The 555-nt window shown below is 55.5% G+C and carries 1 protein-coding gene; it reads left to right on the top strand.

Features of this window, described 5'->3' with window-relative positions; translation table 11 throughout:
- A partial coding sequence (locus JF66_RS24860) for a hypothetical protein (protein ID WP_035880933.1) occupies positions 1–214 on the top strand: 214 nt, incomplete at its 5' end.
- Between the last annotated feature and the right edge of the window lie 341 nt (positions 215–555).

Here is a 555-nt window from a genome sequence, read left to right as displayed (position 1 = left end):
ATATCTCAATGAAGGCAAGTTGGTGAAGAACGGCGATGGTGCGTGGGCGACCGACAGCGGCACCAATTATGAGATCGCCCCTGTCCAAGCTTCAGGCAGTTCGCAAGAGATTCAGATTCCGGGCAGTCAATATATGACCGAGATACGTAGCGTCACCATCCTTGACTACACGAGTCCCGACTTCATGAATTTCGGGTCAGCACCACTCACGTAGCGCCTCATAACGTCCGCTGGTTCAGGCGCGAACCTTGGAAATTCCACCAGACCTTGTCGCACAAAGCGTTCCGCAAACTGCACGACGCCAAGGGGCAATGGCCGGATGAACAGTTGTGCATACGGGACGTGAATGTGTGCTGGCGAGTGCAAAAAAATGGAACCCGCAGCTGCTCATGGCCGCCAGAATGACGATATGGCGCCTCTCGATCCAAAGGTTTCACGAGACGATGAGTGAGCGCAGTAGGCTTCGACCATGACAGGTCTTGACCATGCTGAGTCCGAAGCCGGTTCGAAGGGTAACAGCGCCGCTTATCTCGGCGGCGCCGTTGCTGTTGTCGG

The sequence above is a fragment of the Cryobacterium sp. MLB-32 genome (genome assembly GCF_000738085.1).
Taxonomy (GTDB): Bacteria; Actinomycetota; Actinomycetes; order Actinomycetales; family Microbacteriaceae; genus Cryobacterium.
Note: the sequence above shows the minus strand (reverse complement) of the source record. Positions and strands in the feature narration are given on the sequence as shown.